We start from the raw sequence: 17,759 nt of genomic DNA, 5'->3' as shown, positions 1-17,759 counted from the left end.
TCGCCAGATAGTCGCTTGGCGAAGGAATTGACAGCCCCCGCCTTGCAAAACGCGGGGCCAGGCGTAAGGGCCTGTGCTTGTCATGACCGCACAGCCCCGCACCCTTTACCAGAAGATCTGGGACGCCCACACCGTCGAAACCCGTGACGATGGCACGGCGCTGATCTTCATCGATCGCCACCTCGTCCACGAAGTGACCAGCCCGCAGGCGTTTGAGGCGCTGCGCGTGGCGGGCCGCAAGGTGCGCCGGCCGGACCTGACCCTGGCAGTCCCCGATCACAACTTGCCAACCACCGCCCGCCGCACGGCCAGCGGTGCGCGCGTGCCGATTGCCGATCTGGAAAGCGCGGCGCAGCTTGAAGCGTTGGAAAAAAACGCGCCCGCCTTTGGCATCCGCTATATCGGCGATGCCGATGTCGAGCAGGGCATCGTCCACGTGGTTGGCCCGGAACAGGGCTTCTCGCTGCCCGGTGCCACCATCGTCTGCGGCGATAGCCATACCGCCTGCCACGGCGGCCTGGGCGCGCTGGCCTTTGGCATCGGCACCAGCGAGGTCGAGCATGTGCTGGCCACGCAGACCCTGCTGCTCAAGCAATCGAAGACCATGGAAGTGCGGGTTGAGGGCGATCTCGCCCCCAGCGTCAGCCCCAAGGACCTGATCCTGCACATCATCGGCGTGGTCGGCACGGCCGGCGGCACCGGGCACGTGATGGAATACCGCGGCAAGGTGTTCGAGGAGATGTCGATCGAAGGCCGCCTGACCGTCTGCAACATGAGCATCGAAGCAGGTGCCCGCGCCGGCCTGATCGCTCCGGACGAGAAGACCTTCGCCTTCCTCAAGGGCCGCCCCTATGCGCCCAAGGGCGCCGACTGGGACGCCGCCGTCGCCTGGTGGAAGAGCCTGGCGACCGATCCGGGCGCGACTTACGACAAGTCGGTCACGATCCAGGCCGCCGATGTCCAGCCGACCGTCACCTGGGGCACCAGCCCCGAAGACGTGGTCGCAATTGGCGGCGTGGTGCCCGATCCGTCGAGCTTTGCCGAACCCTCCAAGCAGGACGCCGCCCGCGCCAGCCTGGAATACATGGGGCTCGAACCCGGCCAGCGGATGGATGAGATCGAAATCCAGAACGTCTTCATCGGTTCGTGCACCAACAGCCGGATCGAAGACCTGCGCGCCGCCGCTGCGGTGCTGAAGGGCAAGACCAAGGCGCCAAACGTGCGCTGGGGGATCGTCGTTCCGGGTTCTGGCCTGGTCAAGCGCCAGGCCGAGGAAGAGGGTCTGGACAAGATCTTTACCGCCGCCGGCCTCGAATGGCGCGAACCGGGTTGCTCGGCCTGCCTTGGCATGAACCCGGACAAGATCCCGGCCGGCGAACGCTGCGCATCCACCAGCAACCGCAACTTCGTCGGCCGCCAGGGCCCGGGAGCGCGGACGCATCTGGTCTCGCCCGCCATGGCCGCCGCTGCGGCGGTGACCGGGCGGCTGACGGACGTGCGGAAGCTCTAATAAACGGTCCGCTTCTGGACCTTCTGCTTACTCGCCAGGCTGAAGCGCGGCTCCACCGGCAGTGCACTATCTACCACGTGCCGTGCCACCAGCGCGCCGACCGCCGGGCCATGCTTGAAGCCATGGCCCGAGCCGCCGCCGACCAGCCAGACCCGGTCAAAGCCTGGCAGCCGGTCGATCAGGAAATCGCCGTTGGAGCTGTTCTCATACTGGCAGACGCGGCTGTGGACCAGGGGCGCAGCGGCCAGACCGGGGAAGCGCTGGGCGAGATAGGCGCGCGCCGCATCGACCCCTTCGCTGGATACGCGGCGGTCCTGCGTATCCGGGTCAACCTCTGCCCCGTGGCGATCGAAGGCGATCTTGAAGCCCTGCCCTTCCAGCCCCGGAAAGCCATAGACAATGTCCCCGGCGTTGAAATCGGCCCAGACCGGCAAGGCGGGCGGGGAGAAACGGCCATCGCCCGCCGCCGGGCCGAAGTGATAGACTTCCTGCCGGGTCGCCACGATCCGTCCGCCCAAGAGGTCCGGAAACAGCTTGGGCAGCCATGGCCCGCAGGCATAGACCACCGAGCGCGCCAACACTCCGCCAACCCGCAGTGTGCCGTCGGACAGGCGCTCTGGCAGGTCGGCCTGCACCCGCAACGGCGTGAGGCCGGCATCAGCCACCACGGTCTGCACCCCGCGCCCCGCAATCAGCGCGCCGCTGGCGTCCTCCAGGAACCCGCTTTCGCCATCCTTGAAGGTGATCTGCGGATAGCGCGCCCGCAGCCAGGCGGTGTCGCCCGCCAGATGGGCAATGCCGTTGGCTTTCAACCAAGCCATCGACCGCGCCATGTATTCGTCCCCGGCGGGGGAGAACCACAGCACCCCGGTGCGGTGGAGCAGCGGCAGCGTCTGCTTCGCGGACAGCGCCGCCCAGGCCGCCAGCGAATCCCGCGCCATGCCGGAATAGAGCGGATCGTCGCCATAGGAGACGCGGATCACCCGGCTCTCCCCGCCGGATGACGAGCGGGCATTGCCCGGCGCGTATGCTTCCAACAGCGCCACCTTGAGCCCGCGCTGTTTGAGGTGCCAGGCGGTCCAGGCGCCGAACACCCCGGCACCGACCACGGCGACATCGGCGGTGGTCCGGCTATCCGCCGCCTGCGCCCTGCCGCCGGCCAGTGCCCCGGCCAGCAGGCTTGCCCCGGTTGCTGCAACCGCCTGCCTGCGTGTGATCCCCATGCTACCCTCCTCGCTTGCTGCGCAGTCAGTCTATCGCGTGGCGGAGAACAGGCAATTGCTGCATCGGCCCCATGAAAAATCCGCCAACGGGCTTGAAGAGGCGGGCCGCGATGGACATAGGAAAGCCATGAGCGACAAGAACGACAAGTCCGACAAGAGCTGGTCCGGCAAGGCGGCCCTGGCCGGTGCCGCGATCGGTTCGGCGGCTATCGCCGCGGCCCTCCTCTATGCCTCGCGCCGCAAGGAACGGGCGGAAAAGAAACAGCCCTCGCCCGAGGACGCGCCGGAGACAGACTGATGGAACCGATCAAGCAGGTGGAAGGGCGCGCGATTCCGTTCGGGCGCAAGAATGTCGATACCGACGTGATCGTGCCGTCGAAGTGGCTCAAGACGATCACCCGCGAAGGGCTGGGCAAGGGCGCGTTTGAATCACTGCGCCAGGATCCGGACAACCTGTTTGACTGCGCCGAGTTCAAGGGCTCACCCATTCTGATCGCAGGCGACAACTTCGGCTGCGGCTCCAGCCGCGAGCATGCTGCCTGGGCGCTGCTGGACCTTGGCATCACCTGTGTCATCGCGCCGAGCTTTTCAGACATCTTCTCGGGCAATGCCTTCAAGAACGGCATCCTGACTGTGGTCCTGCCGCAGGACCAGGTCGACCGGCTGCTCGAAGTGGCGAAGACCGACCCAATCGCGATCGATCTGGAAACGCAGACCGTCACCACCCCCTTCCAGGATCGCTTCACTTTCGAAATCGATCCCTTCCGCAAGCATTGCCTCTTGAACGGCCTCGATGAGGTCGGCCTGACCCTGGCGCGTGATGCGGCGATCAGCACGTATGAACAAAAACACCGCGCGGAGCTGCCCTGGCTCGCCGCGGGAACGGGAGTAGCAGCATGAAGGCCCTTCGCAGCCACGCCATTGGCGGACCGGAATCCCTGACCCTTGACGAGCTGGAAAGCCCGATCCCCGGCCCCGGCCAAGTACGGATCAAGGTCAAGGCCTGCTCGATCAACTATCCCGACGTGCTGATCATCAAGGACATGTACCAGTTCAAGCCGGCGCGGCCGTTCGCCCCGGGCGGTGAGCTGGCCGGCGTGGTCGACGCAGTTGGCGAAGGCGTGACGCAGTGGAAGGCGGGCGACCGCGTGATCGCAATGATGGGCAACGGCGGGCTGGCCACCGAAGTCCTGGCCGATGCGGCGCGGCTGTTCCCGCTGCCCGATGGCGTCTCGTTCGAAACCGGCGCCTCGCTGCTGATGACCTATGGCACCAACATGCATGGCCTGCTCGATCGCGGGCACCTGAAGGCGGGCGACACCCTGCTGGTGCTGGGCGCGGCTGGCGGCGTAGGCCTTTCGGCCGTCGAACTGGGCAAGGCCTATGGCGCCAAGGTGATCGCCGCGGTTTCGACCGAGGAAAAGGCCGCTGTCGCGCGCGAACACGGCGCCGACGACGTGGTGATCTATCCCCGCGCGCCGTTCGACAAGAACCAGTCCAAGGCCCTGGCCGAAGCCTTCAAGGCCGCCTGCGGCCCCGAAGGCGCCAACGTGATCTATGACATCGTCGGCGGGGACTATTCCGAACCGGCGCTGCGCTCGATCGCCTGGGAAGGCCGGTTCTGCGTGGTCGGCTTCCCGGCCGGGATTGCTCGCCTGCCGCTCAACCTGACCCTGCTGAAGAGCTGCGATGTCTGCGGCGTGTTCTGGGGCGCCTTCACCGCCCGCGATCCGGCAGCCAATGCCAAGCACATCGCCAAGCTGTTCGATCTGCTCAAGGAAGGGAAGATCAATCCGCGCGTTTCGGCGACTTTCCCGCTGGAGCGTGGCGGCGAGGCGATCAGCCTGCTCGAATCGCGTGCAGCGATCGGCAAGGTCGTGGTAACAATGGACTGAAGGCTGCGCCACGCGGCCAGGATTGGGAGACGGATCATGAAGACTGCCCGGATCATTGCCCTTGCCGCGCTGGCCACCACGGCCTTTGCCGTCCAGGCTGAGTCCAAGCCCGCCAAGCAGACCAAGCCGGCAGCAGTCTCCGCACCGACGGCCGAGGACATCGTCGCCGCGCGCCAGGCCGCCATGGTCATGTCGGTCGGCGCGACCAGCGCGATGCGGTCGGCCGCGGCCAATGGCACGCCGGTCAAGAACCTGGCCTTTGTCGCCAGCGGCGTCGCCAAGTGGGGCGCTACCCTGCCCGCGATGTTCGCCCCCAGCACGGCCAAGGTGCCGAGCCGCGCCAAGGCCGAGATCTGGACCGACCAGGCCGGCTTCGCCGCCAAGGCCAAGGATTTCGCTGATGCAACTGCGGCCTTGGCCGCTGCCGCCAAGGCCGATGACAAAGAGGCCTTCACCGCCGCCCTTGCCAGCACCCAAGCAGCGTGCAAGGGCTGCCACGACACTTTCCAGGCACCTCCGCCCGCCGCCAAAGCCGGCTGAGCGGGGCGCCAGACCGAACCGACAGGAGCCGACATGACCAATTTCAACGACCGCGAGCGCGCCGAAGAGGCCAAGTTTGCGATGGACGAGGACACCCAGTTCCGCGTGACCGCGCGGCGCAACCGCCTGCTTGGCCAGTGGGCGGCTGAGCAGATGGGCCTCTCTGCCGTTGAAGCCGAAGCCTATGCCAAGGCCGTGGTCCAGGCCGACTTCGAGGAAGCCGGCGACGAAGACGTGATCCGCAAGCTGCTGGGCGATCTGACCAGCGCTGGCGTCGACGTGTCGGAAGGCGATATCCGCGCCGCGCTCGACGCCAAGATGGTCGAAGCCCGCCGCGCGCTGATGGGTTGAGGCGCGGCCCATGCCGATGCCTGCTGCAGAGATCGAGGCGATCATCCGCGCCGCCCTGCCCGATGCGCAGATCACGCTGACGGACCTGGCCGGTGACAACGATCACTGGGCGGCCCACGTCGTCTCGGCCGCGTTCATTGGCAAGCCGCGCGTCGCCCAGCACAAGCTGGTCTATGCCGCTTTCGGTGGCCGCATGGGCGGCGAACTTCACGCCTTGCAACTGACCACTGCCGTTCCCAACTGAGGGAACGAGGAGCTTACACCATGTCCGATACCAATGCCCGCCTCGCTGAAATCGTCAATTCCAACGATGTCGTGCTGTTCATGAAGGGCACGCCGCTGTTCCCGCAGTGCGGCTTTTCGAGCCGCGCCGTGGCGATCCTGGAACGCCTCGGCGTCCCGTTCGAGGGCGTCGACGTGCTGCAGGACATGGAAATCCGCCAGGGCATCAAGGCCTTTTCGGACTGGCCGACGATCCCGCAGCTTTACGTGAAGGGCGAATTCGTTGGCGGCAGCGACATCATGATGGAAATGTACGAAGCTGGCGAACTGCAGCAGCTGGTGGCCGACGCCGGGATCGCCCCGGCGGCCTGACCAATCAGGCGGCGCTGGCCCGGCGCTGGTCTGGCAGGGCGCGGTTGATCGTGCTGACCGGTTGCGGCCGGCCCAGCAAGTGCCCCTGGAATTGGCGGCAGCCCGCCTTGACCAGGTGATCCCACTGCGCCTCGGTTTCCACCCCTTCCGCCACCACAACCATATCAAGCCCGCGCGCCAGATTGACGATCGCCTCGATCAGCGCCTCCGAACCGCGCCCGGCCCCAAGCGCGGCGACGAACGAGCAATCGATCTTGATCTTGTCGACCGAGAAGCGCTGCAGCACGTTGAGGCTGGAAAAGCCGGTGCCGAAATCGTCGAGCGCGATGGCAAATCCCATCCGCTTGAGCGCATCGATGTTGTTGACGGTTTCCTGGTCATCGCCGAGCAGCGCGGTCTCGGTCACTTCGATCTCGTAGCCGCGCGGATTGGCCCCGGCAGCAGCCATGATCCGCATGACCTGGGCGGCAAACCCGCGGGCGCGCAGCTGGACCGCCGAAACGTTGACCGCCACGGTCACCCCGCGCCAATCCCGGGTCTCCTCGAAGACCTGCCGCAGCACCTGTTCACCCAGCGCCAGGATCAGCCCGCTGTCTTCAGCGAGCGGCACAAAGACGCTGGGCGAAATGGCACCGCGCGTCGGGTGGTTCCAGCGCAGCAGCGCCTCATAGCCCTTGAGGTTGCGGCGGCGGTCAAAGTGCGGCTGATAGACCATGCCGAACTGATCCGTGCCAATCGCCTCGCGCAGTTCGACTTCCAACTGAAGACGATGACGCAGCGCTTGGTCCATGTCGGGGCTGAAGCGGCTCACCCGGCGACCGCCGCTTTCCTTTGAGCGATAGAGCGCCACATCGGCCCAGCGCAGGGCCTCGCTCGGCTCGACCCCTGGCTCTTCGATAAAGGCCAGGCCGATCGAACAGGCGACCTCGATCTTGCCATATTCGCTGACCACCCGTTCGGACACCGCCCGGATGATCCGGCGTCCCAGCACCAGTGCGGCGGCCTCGTCGCTGGTTTCGAGCAGGACAACGAATTCATCGCCGCCCAATCGGGCCACGCAGGTCGCCTCGCTGCAAGCCTGGCGAAGCCGTTCGGCCATGGCTTCCAGCAGTGCATCGCCAGCATTGTGGCCCAGCGTATCGTTGACTTCCTTGAACCGGTCGAGGTCAACGCAGAGGACCGCCAGGGCGGTCTCGGGGCCCTCGACCCGGCGGAGCGACTGGCCAAGCCGCTCGAACAGGTAGGCACGGTTGGGCAGCCGGGTCAGGCTGTCATGGAACGCGGCATGCTTGGCGCGGGCTTCGCTGGCGATCAGGTCCGTGGCAATCGCCGAGCCACGCTGGATCACGCGCCACGCCAGCGCCGCCAGCAGCGCCAGCAGCAGGAACAGCGGCGCGGCAAGCTGCACCAGCAGCATGGTACCGGGCCGCCGCGGGGTCCAGGTCAGGGCAGCAATCGGTATGCCGGCGCGGTTCGCCAGCAGCAGCTGGCCATCGGCGGACGCCACGGCCTCGGGCGAGCGTACCACCAGATCTTCCAGCAGGTAGCGATCGGCAAACGCCTTTAGCATCGCGTGATCGATCGGCTTGGCCGCGATCACGATCGGCGCGCGCGCCTGCTTGGGCAGATGCTCGCCGAAATCGGGTTGGACCAGCGTTGCCGATACCATGTAGGGCTGCCCTCCGATCAGCGCGATCCGGTTGGCCTGGATCGAAGGGATGACGATATTGTTCTTGCCCGGTCGCTTGCCAGGTTTGGGGCGGGCGCGTTCCTGGGCCCGCACTTCGGGCAGCAGGCTCTCAGCCGCAGCGCGGAACGGGATGTAATCCGTCAACGCGGCCCGCTCGCCGTGGGTTGAAGCATAGACAACGCGATCATCCGGACCCAGCACATAAGCGTGACTGAAGCCATGGAAGACGTGAAGGTAGTTCCCGATGTTGAAATCGGCCCAGTTGGGATCGAACCGGTTGTCGAGGTTGGCAACCGCGCCATCCCATTCGACCTGGGTGGCAACCACCCGGTTGAGCTCGGCAATGACCACGGCAAGACCGTTCTCGACCATGTGTTCTTCACGTTCGGTCGCGGCGCGATCGAAGCGTTGGATCAGGAACACCGAGAGCAGCACCAGCAGACCGAGCGCACCCGCCGCCAGCCCGGCCATCGGGCCGAACAGCCAGGATCGTGGCTTCGCCTCGTAATCGGCGTTCATTTGCGACAAGGGCCGGCTCCAGACGCGCCGCGGCCCGGGTTCGGACCACGCACCGGCGCAGGCGTAGCCGCAAAAGGTCAAACAAGTTTTACGATAGGGTTATGGGCTTGTTTACCATGCCCAAAACCACAAGGTGCGATCGCGTAGCCGCTGCTTGGGAGTGCTTGTTCTCAGGGAGGCGGGGCCGCGGAGACCGGTGCGGCCCCGCCTCATTTGAGACTGCTTTGGGGGTATTCGATACTATGCAGCCAGCGTGCCAGTTTTGCCCATTGGCGGATTTCCTGGCCAGACGATGGTCAGTGAAAGGTTAACGACCCAAAGCTGTGTAAAGTTTGCCGACAAAACCCGGCCTGATACAAAAGCGGCTTGGCAAAGCGGCAAGGGGCAGGCACCTTTGCCAGCGATGAGCCTGGACCTTGAATATGACGAGAGCGGGGAAGACCCGCCCGCCACCCCCGCTGCCACTCTGGTGATCTTCCGCCGCGATGTTGCCGGCGGGGCGCCGCAGATCCTGATGGTCGAACGTTCGGCAACGATGAAATTTGCCGGCGGGGCGGCGGTGTTTCCCGGCGGCCGCGTCGATGATGCCGACCGCGAACTGGCCGCGGCGCTGGGCGCCGGCGACGAGGAAGCGGTGCACGAAATCGCCGCCCGGATCGCCGCCGTGCGCGAGACACTGGAAGAGACCGGCCTGGTCGTCGGCATCCGTCAGCGTCCCTCGCTGGAAGAAGCGCGGCGCGCGCGCGCGATCCTGCTGGCCGAAGGCACCCTGGCCCCAACTCTGGCGGCCATGGGCTGGGAACTGGATCTTGATGGGCTGGTGCCCTTTGCCCGCTGGCGGCCCAAGCACCGCCACATGCGGGTCTATGACACCCGCTTTTACCTGGCGGACCTGGGTACCGGCGCGGTCGACCTGCTGGTCGATGCCACCGAGAACACCCGCCTGTTCTGGACCGGCGCGGCCGAGGCGCTGGAGCATGCCGATGCCGGACGGATCAGCGTGATCTTCCCGACCCGCCGCAATCTGGAACGGCTGGCCCAGTTCGGCAGCTTTGACGAGGCCGTTGCCCATGTCGAACAGTTCCCCAGCCAGATGATTACGCCCTTCGTGACCGAAGAGGATGGGCAGAAGTGGCTGCGGATCCCGGCCGATGCCGGCTATCCCGTGACCGGCGAAGTGCTCGATAGCGCTGCGCGCGGTTAAGCGAACGCCGCAATAAAAAGCCCCCGCGCCGAGGGTGGCACGGGGGCAAAGTTGCCGGCGGAAAGGCTCGCGCCGGTGGGTCGCAGGCCTCTTCTAAGGGTTTCGTCACAGCACGGGCGTGATGCAGATCACGCCGCGGCAGATTTTACTCGCCGCTTGGGTTTGGCGCTGGTGTGGGCGAAGCGGCCTGCCGATCAATCGCAGCCGCTTTCTGCTCCAAGGTCTTCTGCGTCTTGGCATAGCGCTCGTCAAAGCTGGGCTCGCGCTGGCAGGCAACAAGCGACATGCAGGCGAGGAGCAGGATGGCACGCATCAGTAGCGCTTCTTGTACCGCAAATTGAGATTGGTGGAACCACTGCCGCCCGCCTGGCTCAGCACGGACAGGGTCTTGCTCAGCCCCACTTCGATCTGCGTCGCGGTATAGCCGCGCGCATCGGTGATGACCTCAAGATAGATGTTGTTCGAGATATAGCGTCCGGCCGCGATCGCGGTGCCGCGCCCCGCCGCCTCGTCGGGTGCTAGGATCCTTAGTCGGGATACGCCAGTCGCCGCGCGTAGCTTGCCCAGCGGATTGAACCCGCCGCTGCCGGTCGCCCGCAAGCTGTTGAGCGAGGCGGCCAGCTGTACGGCCTGGAGCGGCGAGAGCTGACCAACCGAATTGCCGAACAGGATCCGGCTGAGGATTTCATCGGCCGGCAAGGCGGGGCTGGAGCTGAAGCTGATCTGCGGATTGAGCGCCTTGCCGCTGACGTTGATGGCAACGGCAATATCGTCGATGTCCTCGCTGGCAGACAGCACGACCTGCGGGTTGCTAAGCGGCCCGCCAGTGAACAGCAGCCGCCCTTCCTCAAGGTCAAACTGCCGGCCGGCAAAGCCGATATTGCCGCGCACCAGGTCAATGTCGCCAGTCACCAGCGGCGCCGCACTGGTCCCGCCCACACGCAGGTCGGCGCTCCATTCGCTGTCGAGGCCCATGCCGGTGACGAACAGCTTGTTCGGCGCGGTGAGCTGGATGTCGAACCGCAGGCTGCGCAGCAGGCTTCCGGTAGGCGGGGCGGGTTCGTTGCCGGTCACGCGCGGAATGCCGCGCGGCGGCTTGAAGCGGACGCCGGTCAGCTCGGGCACTTCGGCGGCGCCCTGCCGGACCAGTTCGTAGCGTGTCTCGGGCAGGTAGAGCTTGCCCGACAGCAGAGCTGTCTCCCCTGCGCTCTTGCGTAGCCGCAATTGCCCGGTCGCCGCCGTCGACAGCGCGTCGCTGCGCGCCAACCGCGCGTTATCGAGATCGAAGGACAGGTCCATCGGATAGCCGCTCTCCGCAGCGAGGCTGAGATAGCCCTGCCCGCTGATGCGGCCATTTCCGGCCTTGGCATCAAGTCTGGTAAACTCGATCCGGTCCCCGTTCAGGCGCCCGGCGATCGCAAGGTTGGTCAGCCGGGTGCCATAGGTCTGATTGTCATAGGTCAGGCTATCGCCGCGCACGACCCCCGCCAGCTGTGGATTGCGCAGGCGGCCGGAAAAGTCCGCCCCGACCGCGATCGGGCCGGACAGGCTTTGGTCGGGCTGGCCGACGAAGGACCACAGCGTATCGGCCGGGCCATTGTAACGGATCCCCCCGCTAAGGCTGCCGCCGCCCAGCCGTTCGGACCAGGTGCCCGCGCCAGCCGGGGTCAGCGCGGCGTTCATCCGGCCGATGATCGTGCCCCGCTCGCGCATCACTGCGCGCAGATCGGCGCGGGTTGCGTTGAGCTCGCCGGCCAGGTTCATGTCGACTGGTTGGCTGACCGAAGCGGCGGTGCTGCGGGAAAAGCCCGTGATGGTCAGCCGTGCCTCGGCCTGCGGGAAAGCGCCCGGCGAAGCCTGTTCGAAATCGAGGCTGCCGGTCGCCTTGCCGCCAATGCCATAGCCAGGGAAGAAAGCGTTGATGATGCCGACATCGAGCCGGTCCATCCGGCTCTCGACGCGCAGGCCCGTGCCGTATCTGCCGGCGAGGCGGACCGAACCCTGGCCAAATTCGAACCGCGTTGGCAGCAGTTCATAGCCGTTTGCCCCCGGCACGATCCGGGCCGGGCTGGCCGTGCTGAAGGCGATCCCGCGCACCCGCCCTTGCAGCGAGGCGCGCCACAGCTCCGGCTCGAGCAGGGCATTGCCGGCGACGCGGAACGGCACGCCGCTGACCCCTTCGGCCAGGAACTTCGCCTGACCGCGGCCGCCGCGATAGGTGATCTGGCCGCGAGCAGCCGCGAGGTCGAGGTTGCGCAGCCGCATCTGTGCGACTTGCACATCGGCCGTCACCTCTGGCCGGTCATAAAGCACCACCCGCGCATCGACGATCCCGCGCCCGATCGAAAGCCGCGCCGGACCCGGCAGGACGGTATCCTGGGCCCGCGCCTTGATCACCGCTTCCTGGAAGCGGCCGACCGCGCCAAGCTGGACCGTGCCGGTAAGACCCTGGCCTTCCGCTGTCAGGAGGCCGGCATAGGGCCCGGTGGCGGTCTGCTCGATCCGTCCGGCAAAGCCGATCCCGGCCAGGTCACCGCGGTTGATCTGGAAAGCCGTCCGCCCGCCGCGGATCAGGCTGACATCGGCACTGAGCGGGCCAAGGTCGGTGTCCCCCTTCGCGTTGAAACGGAAGGCACCGTCATTGCCGACAATCTCTGCGCGGACATTGGCCAGGCCGATGCCCATGCCGGGACTTCCGGCCAGCAATACGGCTCGCGGCCGGAGCAGCGTTCCGGTCAGCTCCAGCGCCAACGGCCCGTAACGGGTCGAGCGGCCCTGCGCCCGCAACGTCAGCGCTCCGCCGGGGACGTAGCTGCCCTGTCCCTCGGAGACCTGGAGCAGCGGCGCAGCGACCCGCAGCCGGCTGAACCGCACCACCCCGTCCGGGCCATAGGTAATCTGGCTTGATCCCGCTGCCTGACCGCCCAGGAATTCCTGCACCGCCGGGTTGACCAGGCTGATCGAGCGCGCCCGGACCGTGCCGGTCAGCGCAAAGCCGCCGCCCACCCGCTTGAGATCGGCCGTGGTGGTGACCGCAAAGGTGCCGACGCTATCGACCCTGTAATTGTTGATCCGCCCCTCAAAGGCGCCGGTGTAGAAGCCCCGCCCGATGTCGGCGAGGACGATTGCCTTGGCATCGATCCGGTCAGAGCGGAGCTTCAGATTGTCCGACAGCAGGCGGGTGCCATCCAGCGCCAGGTCGCCTTCGATCCGGACGTTGGCCAGTGTGCCGCCGGCCACACCGTCCATCCCGACAATCCGCGCGATCCTTGCCGAAACAGGGATCATCACCTGATCGGACCGGACTTGTGCTTTACCGCTCGCGTCGAGCCCCTCAAAGACCACGTCATTCATTGCCAATGCTGCAGCAGTCAGCCGGTACTGCACCTCGGGCCGCGCAAATGCGCCATCGAGGGTCAGGTCGGCCCGCAGTGCGCGGCCAGACAGGTTCGGCGCCAGTGCAGCCGGGCGCAGCAGCAGCACTTCCAGCTTGAGCGCATCGAATTGGTTATCCCCCAGATCAACCACCCCGCTCGGCACGATCGAGAGCTGGTCAGAGCGCAGCGTCCCGCTGAGTGCCGCGCGGCGCCGATCGAGCTTGGCGGTCAGGTCCAGTTGCGTCGTGGCATCAAGCAGCACCCCCGGCACTCCGCCAAGCAGCCGCCCCAGCTCCGCCGGTCCATTGGCCGAAAGCGTCCCTTGCCTCGCCGCCAGTTGCAGGCGCGCAGTTTCCTTGCCGGCATAGGCTGCTGCCAGACTGCCATCCCACCTGGCCCAGTCACCCTTGCCATCCAGCCTGAGCGACAACGGTCCCTCGATCCGGGCCAGTGCCGCGATTGCCCCGCCCTTCGGTGCATCCACCGCCAGCTTCAGTGCGAGCCGGTTCTTTTCTGGCACGGCATCGAGCACCAGATCGATTCGATCCCCCGCCTGCCCGCCGGGCGCCGCCAGGGTCAGCGCCTGGGCGGTGATTTGCGCCCGCCGATCGGCGATCCTGGCCGCGCCGGACAGCCGCAGATCGCGCCGCTCGCCCGAAACGGCGGGTTCGGATATCAGCCGGTCGATCTGCAAGCGGCCAATGTCGATATCGAGGTCGGGCAAGAGCGGCGCATCCGGGTTGATCACCTTGAATGCCGGAACGCGCTGCAACAGCACTGTCGGTGCCGTCGCCGAACGGATATCGACATGGTTCAACAGGTAAGCAAAGGGCTGCCAGTCCAGTTCCACCCGCGGTGCGCGCAGGAAGGGGCCCTTGCTGTCATAGGCGACGAGATCGATCAGCCGGGTCTCGCCATAGAGCGAACCCTCGATTCGCCCGACCTCGATCCGCAAGCCATTGGCGAAGGTCATGCCCGAAAGCTGCCGCGCCACAAGGCCGCGCCCCGGACCGGTGTTGAGCCCCGCCACTAGCAGGCCGATCAGCACGACCAGCCCCAGCAGCGCCCAGGCGATCCAGCGGCCGATGGGCCGGCGGTGCGGCGGCGCGGCTTCCTCATCCGGGGGCACGGCTTCGTCCATCAGAACGCCTGCCCGATCGAGACATAGACGTTGATCTTGCTTTCACCGGGCCGCCGCCGCAGCGGGGTCGCCACATCCAGCCGCATCGGCCCGAAGTTGGTATAGATCCGCGCCCCGATGCCTACTCCGACCCGGAGATCCGAGAAATCGGGCAGGGCCTTGGTATAGGCCTGCCCGATATCGACAAACCCGGCGACGCCATAGTCGCCGAAGCGATAGCGCACTTCCAGGGCGGCCTCGTTCAGGCTGCGCCCACCGGTCGGGTCATTGTTGATATCGCGCGGGCCCAGCTGCTGGTAGCCAAAGCCCCGGACCGAGCCGCCGCCCCCGGCATAGAGCCGCCGCGATGGCGCGATCTGGTCCAGCTCCGCCCCCTGGATCGAGGCGACGCGAACCCGGCCTGCCACCACGATGTTATCCGCCACCTGGTAATAGCCCGACCCGTCCAGCCGGATCCGCGCATAGGGCGTGAACCCGCTCCGCAGCGCGCCCTCGGGCTCGACCAGCGCGGTCAGGCGGAAGCCTTTGGTGGGATCGAGCAGGCTATCGGTCATGTCCCAGCCGACCTGGCCAGTCAGCCCGGCGATGCCATAGGTGCGCCGTTCCCGCACCGCGCGCCGGGGATCGAAGGCGCTTTCGTTGGTGCCGATCAGCTGCACACCATAGGCATAGGTCAGCCGCTTCTGCCAGATTGGCGTCGAGTCATAGCTGACCCGTGCCGCCAGCCGGCCGGTATAAGCTGAATAGGCCTCGGTCGCGGCATGGTGCAGTTCGCTGGCCAGCTCAAACGTCCGGTCGCGGCGTCCGGCGTTGGAACGGCGGAAGGTTACCCCTGCCCCCTGTTCCTGCGTGCCGGCTAGCCCGCTGACGATCAGCGCCCCTTCGGGCTTGAACAGGTTGCGGTGAGTCCAGCTTCCTTCGACCCGGAAGCCCTCGCCCGTACCAAAGCCGGCGGTCGCGGCGATCACGCGGGGTGGGCCGGCTTCCTGTTTGACGACCAGGTCAACCTGCTCGGTGCCGTCAGGGCCCGGCTGGCCGGTGCGGGTCGGCTCGACCGCGATGGCACGGAACAGGCCTGTGGCGATCAGCGCCTGGCGCAGGTCATCGACCATCCGGCTATCGTAAAGCTGGCCTTGCTTGAACCGGGCGAGCGTGCGGACATGATCGGCGCCAAAGGCTTCCTTCCCCTCGCTGCGGATCGCGCCATAAGTCCCGCGCGGACCGACCGTTACGGGCAAGGTATAGGCGGCCGCACCGGTGTCCTGATCGAGCAAGACATCGCGCTGGCCCAGTTCGGCGAAGGGATAGCCGTTCTCGGGCAGCGCCAGCGCCACTTTGGCTTCGGCCGCCAGCACCTTTTCCGTGATCACCGGTTCTGCCACCGCGAGATCGAGATTGCTGCGGATCAGGTCCGGCGGCAGGGTTGGTTCCGCTTCTACCGTGATGCTCGAGAAGGCAAAACGCTTACCCGGCGTCACGTCCAAAGCGACCACCAGCGGGCCCTTGTCATCCGGCCGGTCGATCCGCGGCCGGACCTGCGCATCGAACCAGCCACCGGCAGCCAGGAGCTTCTTCAGCAGCAACACGTCCTCGCCGGCGCGGCTGGAAATCTGTGTGGTGTTCCGCGCATTGCCCTTGCGGCGCAGCTGCGAAAGCCGTTGGAAATCGCCGAGCAGGTCGGTGTCGCTGGCAAGGTCTGCTTCGGCCAGGCCGTTCACTTCAACCCTGTAGGCAACTTCCGCATCGTCGGGTGCTGTCGCCTCGCCGGCAAAGACCACTGGTTCGGCCCGAAAAGTTTCGAGCGGCGGCAAGGGCGCGGCCAGTTCCACATCCTCGATCGCCGTGGCGGGAGCGGGTGCAAGCGGCGCTTCGGTTACCGGCTTGCTGACCTTACGCTCGAACTCTTCGATCGATTCAAGCTTGCGGCCAAGTTCGGGATCATCTTCGGCGCTGACCGGCGGAACCGCCTTTTCGAACTCCTGATCAGTAATGATCGGCTCATCATCCGGCGGCTGTTGATCTTGCGCCAGGGCGGGTGCCGTGGCGAGACCGGCCAGAGCAAGCGCAACGACTGCGCGGACCACCCTGCCTTGCCTGCCCGTCACCCTGCGCATCCGTCACCCTTAACGTGGCCGGGCGCCGCATAACACCCCCTCACCACCGGCAAAAGCCAGGCGGGATAACAACGCTGGAGGCTGTTCCGTTCCTGTCACCCGCAATTGGGCTGGCGAGGCGACCATCGGGTGAGAATGGCCGCCCTGTGCCGGCGCCGCGTCAGGCCGGCTTTCTGGCGTACCAGCCGAAACTGGCGATCACGGCATAGCAAGCGGCCGGCAGGATGAAGGCCAGCGCCAGACTGCCGGTGGCATCGGCGATCATGCCGGTCAGCAGCGGGATCACTGCCCCGCCGAAGATCGCGACGTTGATGATGCCCGAGCCGTCTGCCGCGCGCGGGCCCAGCTTTTCGCAGGCCAGCGTGAAGATCGTCGGGAACATGATCGCATTCATCAGACCGATCGCCAGCAGGCTGTAGCCCGAGGTCGTACCGGTGGTGTGGGTCGAGAAGGCAAGCAGGACGATTGCGCCGACCGCAACGGCAGCCAGTACCTTGCCCGGGCTGATGACGCGCAGCACGGCTGAGCCGACGAACCGGCCAACCATCGCCCCGCCCCAATAGAGGCCGATCAGCTTGCCCGCAGCCTGTTCCTGCAGCCCCATCACATGGCTCTGCATCAGGTAATTGACGATCAGCGAGCCAATCGACACTTCGGCCCCGACATAGAGGAAGATGCACAGCGCCCCGAAGCCGAAGCGCTTGCGCTTCAGCAGGTCGAGCCCGGCAAGGCCTGAGCTTTCCTCGTGCTTCTCACCCTTCAGCGCATTGCGGAACAGCCAGACCGCGCCGGCCACCACCGCAAGAGCAGCGGCAATACCGAGGTAGCCGTGGACGATCGCCTGGCTCTCAGCGGTCCGATAGGCATCAAGCTCCACGCCCGAGAGCTGGTCGGCCGTGACCGTCGCCAGGCTGCCGAGGATCAGGATCGAGCCAAAATAGGGAAAGACAGTCGTGCCGACCGAATTGAACGCCTGGGCAAAGGTCAGCCGGCTGTGGACCGTCTCGGGCTTGCCGAGCAGCGAAATCAGCGGATTGGCAACGACCTGGACGATCACCACGCCGCTTGCCAGCACGAACAGCGCCAGGAGAAACAGCGCATATGTCGCGGTCTGGCTGGCCGGGATGAACAGCAGGCACCCCGCCATCATCGTGACAAGGCCGGCCACGGCGCCGCGCATGTAGCCGATCCTCTTGATCAGCCGCGCGCCGGGGATGCCGATCACGGCATAGGCGGTGAAGAAGCAGAACTGCACCAGCATCGCCTGGGTGTAGTTGAGCGTGAACAGCTCCTTCAGCTTCGGGATGATCACGTCGTTGAGCGAGGTGATCCCGCCGAAGATGAAGAACAGGCCCATCACGAACAGCTGCAGCTGCGGTGCATCGATATAGTCGGCCTGGCCCTGCGTACCCGCAGCGTCGGTGGCAATCGCCATCGCAATCCTCCCCAAGAATGTTTGGCCCCATGCTAGCAGTCCGGACGGACTTTGCGAGGGCGCGTATTCGTATTCATGATAACGTTCACAAATGGCAAGTCCAGAGTTTGCTTTCCTGACAGTGCGGGATTTGCCGGAACACCCCGCAGCAGCTCGCAGTTTGGCC

The 17,759-nt window shown here is 66.2% G+C and carries 15 protein-coding genes; 9 read left to right on the top strand and 6 right to left on the bottom strand.

What is annotated here, in order from left to right:
- The first annotated feature begins 82 nt into the window (after positions 1-82).
- Positions 83-1,510 carry a 3-isopropylmalate dehydratase large subunit gene (leuC, locus tag FRF71_RS09835; protein WP_147090489.1) on the top strand — a complete coding sequence of 476 codons (1,428 nt, stop codon included), beginning with the start codon at positions 83-85 and terminating at the stop codon, positions 1,508-1,510.
- Here the strand turns inward: leuC and FRF71_RS09830 are convergent.
- Positions 1,507-2,733 (bottom strand): FAD-dependent oxidoreductase, encoded by a 1,227-nt coding sequence (locus FRF71_RS09830; protein ID WP_147090488.1) that lies wholly within the window; start codon positions 2,731-2,733, stop codon positions 1,507-1,509. The genes leuC and FRF71_RS09830 overlap by 4 nt on opposite strands.
- Before the next feature lie 127 nt (positions 2,734-2,860).
- On the opposite strand from FRF71_RS09830, the gene FRF71_RS15510 reads away from it, so the two are divergent.
- From FRF71_RS15510 to grxD, 7 genes are read left to right on the top strand one after another with little or no spacing between them, the layout of a single operon-like run.
- Positions 2,861-3,031 (top strand): hypothetical protein, encoded by a 171-nt coding sequence (locus FRF71_RS15510; protein WP_192900002.1) that lies wholly within the window; start codon positions 2,861-2,863, stop codon positions 3,029-3,031.
- Positions 3,031-3,633, top strand: a complete 603-nt coding sequence (gene leuD / locus FRF71_RS09825) for a 3-isopropylmalate dehydratase small subunit (RefSeq protein ID WP_147090487.1) — start codon at positions 3,031-3,033, stop codon at positions 3,631-3,633. The genes FRF71_RS15510 and leuD overlap by 1 nt, the downstream gene beginning before the upstream one ends.
- On the top strand, positions 3,630-4,628 hold the full coding sequence (locus tag FRF71_RS09820; RefSeq protein ID WP_147090486.1) for an NADPH:quinone oxidoreductase family protein: 999 nt from the start codon (positions 3,630-3,632) through the stop codon (positions 4,626-4,628). The genes leuD and FRF71_RS09820 overlap by 4 nt, the downstream gene beginning before the upstream one ends.
- 36 nt (positions 4,629-4,664) lie before the next feature.
- Positions 4,665-5,168: a cytochrome c gene (locus tag FRF71_RS09815; protein ID WP_147090485.1), complete on the top strand. Its 504-nt coding sequence runs from the start codon at positions 4,665-4,667 to the stop codon at positions 5,166-5,168.
- A 33-nt stretch (positions 5,169-5,201) separates the two neighbouring features.
- A complete protein-coding gene (locus FRF71_RS09810) occupies positions 5,202-5,519 on the top strand; it encodes a DUF1476 domain-containing protein (protein ID WP_147090484.1) in 318 nt (105 codons plus the stop codon).
- 10 nt (positions 5,520-5,529) lie between these two features.
- Complete coding sequence (locus FRF71_RS09805; RefSeq protein ID WP_147090483.1) at positions 5,530-5,763, top strand: BolA/IbaG family iron-sulfur metabolism protein; 234 nt, start codon at positions 5,530-5,532, stop codon at positions 5,761-5,763.
- A 20-nt stretch (positions 5,764-5,783) separates the two neighbouring features.
- On the top strand, positions 5,784-6,113 hold the full coding sequence (grxD, locus tag FRF71_RS09800; RefSeq protein WP_147090482.1) for a Grx4 family monothiol glutaredoxin: 330 nt from the start codon (positions 5,784-5,786) through the stop codon (positions 6,111-6,113).
- Positions 6,114-6,117: 4 nt separating this feature from the next.
- Here grxD and FRF71_RS09795 read toward each other — a convergent pair whose 3' ends face one another.
- Entirely contained in the window at positions 6,118-8,322 is a 2,205-nt protein-coding gene (locus FRF71_RS09795) for a putative bifunctional diguanylate cyclase/phosphodiesterase (RefSeq protein ID WP_147090481.1), read from the bottom strand.
- Positions 8,323-8,725: 403 nt separating this feature from the next.
- Between FRF71_RS09795 and FRF71_RS09790 the strand changes: the two genes are divergently transcribed.
- On the top strand, positions 8,726-9,526 hold the full coding sequence (locus FRF71_RS09790) for an NUDIX hydrolase (RefSeq protein WP_192900001.1): 801 nt from the start codon (positions 8,726-8,728) through the stop codon (positions 9,524-9,526).
- Positions 9,527-9,671: 145 nt separating this feature from the next.
- Here FRF71_RS09790 and FRF71_RS15460 read toward each other — a convergent pair whose 3' ends face one another.
- The 4 genes from FRF71_RS15460 to FRF71_RS09775 form a co-directional block, all read right to left on the bottom strand.
- The gene (locus FRF71_RS15460) at positions 9,672-9,839 is read right to left on the bottom strand and encodes a hypothetical protein (RefSeq protein ID WP_161597936.1); all 168 of its coding nucleotides are present in this window, start codon (positions 9,837-9,839) and stop codon (positions 9,672-9,674) included.
- Entirely contained in the window at positions 9,839-14,044 is a 4,206-nt protein-coding gene (locus FRF71_RS09785) for a translocation/assembly module TamB domain-containing protein (RefSeq protein WP_147090480.1), read from the bottom strand. Before FRF71_RS09785 ends, FRF71_RS15460 begins: the two co-directional genes overlap by 1 nt.
- Positions 14,044-16,149 carry an autotransporter assembly complex protein TamA gene (locus FRF71_RS09780; RefSeq protein ID WP_420359377.1) on the bottom strand — a complete coding sequence of 702 codons (2,106 nt, stop codon included), beginning with the start codon at positions 16,147-16,149 and terminating at the stop codon, positions 14,044-14,046. Before FRF71_RS09780 ends, FRF71_RS09785 begins: the two co-directional genes overlap by 1 nt.
- A 169-nt stretch (positions 16,150-16,318) precedes the next feature.
- Positions 16,319-17,593 (bottom strand): sugar MFS transporter, encoded by a 1,275-nt coding sequence (locus tag FRF71_RS09775; RefSeq protein ID WP_147090478.1) that lies wholly within the window; start codon positions 17,591-17,593, stop codon positions 16,319-16,321.
- Positions 17,594-17,759: the final 166 nt, after the last annotated feature.

Origin of the sequence: Novosphingobium ginsenosidimutans, from assembly GCF_007954425.1 — a bacterium.
Lineage (GTDB): Bacteria > Pseudomonadota > Alphaproteobacteria > Sphingomonadales > Sphingomonadaceae > Novosphingobium > Novosphingobium ginsenosidimutans.
Note: the sequence above shows the minus strand (reverse complement) of the source record. Positions and strands in the feature narration are given on the sequence as shown.